The organism is Nostoc sp. LEGE 06077 (assembly GCF_015207705.1).
In the GTDB taxonomy this organism is placed as follows: Bacteria; Cyanobacteriota; Cyanobacteriia; order Cyanobacteriales; family Nostocaceae; genus Nostoc_B.
Genome location: NZ_JADEWI010000122.1, coordinates 1 through 1,609 on the forward strand (window position 1 = coordinate 1; position 1,609 = coordinate 1,609).

Consider the following 1,609-nt stretch of genomic DNA (forward strand, 5'->3'; position numbering starts at 1 on the left):
AGCGTAGTTGCCCTCCCGACGATAACTCCATAACAAAAGGGTTTGGTGAGCACTCACCGCCACCGAAGGTTTCGTTCAACAGCGGTTTCATGGCTTGGCTTTCAGCCACCACGAAACCTTAGTTATTACCACCAGTTATTCTTCCGTTTCGCATCTGTTTTCAATTACGTTTAATAGTCTGTCTTGAAAGTCTGTCAGAATTATGTCTCCCCAAAATTTCCCATAAAAATTGATTGTTGAAGTCAACTGATAACTTGAAGAAAGGGTCAACTTTACCTGTCCGCTTTTTAATTCGGTCAGTTCGTATGTTGCGTCAACAAAGTTGAAATAATTGCCATTTAAAACGTGTTGGTCAAATACTTTTTGTCGAACCGTTGAAGGGTCAATTTTTATGTCGAAAGAAACCTTTTTGTTCTCTTCATATTCCGTAATTGTTTCAATGAACTTTAAGCCACCTTCAAAATTTCCTATTCTATGTCCGGCAAGTTCTTTTTTGTCAACAGTAGCACTTATTGGTCGGGGAATTCCGATTGAATTGAAAAATCCTGAATTATATTCTTTAGGGTCAATTGTCTGAACTTCTACAATATTATTCCAAATTTTTTCTGGTGTTGCGTCAATGATAACTTCACTCGTTATTTTATAAGTGTCAGAAGGACTTTTTATGTGTTCTTCGATTGGCGCGAATAAAAAAGGCAACAAAACTAAGGTCAGAAGTTTTCCTTTACTTTTTTGTCTGTTAATCTGAACTATTCTGTAAATCAACGCTCCAATTGTTCCTAAAATAAAAAATGGTGCTGCAAGAACCAATAAACAAAGGAAGTCTTCAATACCAAATAGGAACATTGTCAAAAAGAATGTCGTTACTGTCAGCCAAGGAATAAAAATTGTCTTCTTGTAAGATTTAAGTTTGTCATTGTCGGCAAACATTAAAGGAATAATACCCAAAATGGTCGGAATGATAAATAGATATGTCACCGAAGCTAAAGTTGCTTTTTGTCCGAATACTAACCTTGTCACAAGTCCGTATGCGATACCAAGTGCAATTCCGATAATTAGTAGTCCATATTTTTGTTTCAGTCGTGTCATCTGTTATAATTGGTGGTAACGGTTTGCAGATTTGCGATGGGCGGGATTTTTACCACAAATGTTAATACGGAGCACGAAAGCCCGCCTATTGCAAATGTGCTGTTAGCTGCTGCCAATTTTTCCGTCATTAGTTAATTGAATATTTGTTTAAGTCTATTTAAAATTCCTTTGGGTTTTTGATTGTCGTCTCGTTTCTTTTTCCAATTGACATCAAACTTGCCGTCTATTTCAATTTTTAAATTGTCAGGAGGTGTCGCAACTTGCAAATGAAATGGTGGAAGTCCTGGATGCATTAATTCGCTTTCTTCTCTAAGTCGTCTGCTGCAATACAAATCTATTACGGTCAAGTCTGGTTTTGCTTCATATACTGTCATATCAACCCAAACAGGAACTGGGTGCATTGCAAATTGTCGTTTAACTTAGTAAGTTACCTTCTTTTAACTATGACACGAGAAGAGTTACATAAACTAATAGATTCCGAGTACGATAAACTTGAATCAATGCCCTTGGGCCACACATT

2 protein-coding genes are annotated in these 1,609 nt (G+C 36.8%); both read right to left on the reverse strand.

Annotation, left to right across the window (positions count from 1 at the left end; all coding sequences use genetic code 11):
• Positions 1–135: 135 nt before the first annotated feature.
• Positions 136–1,089 (reverse strand): hypothetical protein, encoded by a 954-nt coding sequence (locus tag IQ244_RS32150; protein ID WP_193900705.1) that lies wholly within the window; start codon positions 1,087–1,089, stop codon positions 136–138.
• A gap of 131 nt (positions 1,090–1,220) precedes the next feature.
• A complete protein-coding gene (locus IQ244_RS32155) occupies positions 1,221–1,490 on the reverse strand; it encodes a hypothetical protein (RefSeq protein ID WP_193900706.1) in 270 nt (89 codons plus the stop codon).
• Between the last annotated feature and the right edge of the window lie 119 nt (positions 1,491–1,609).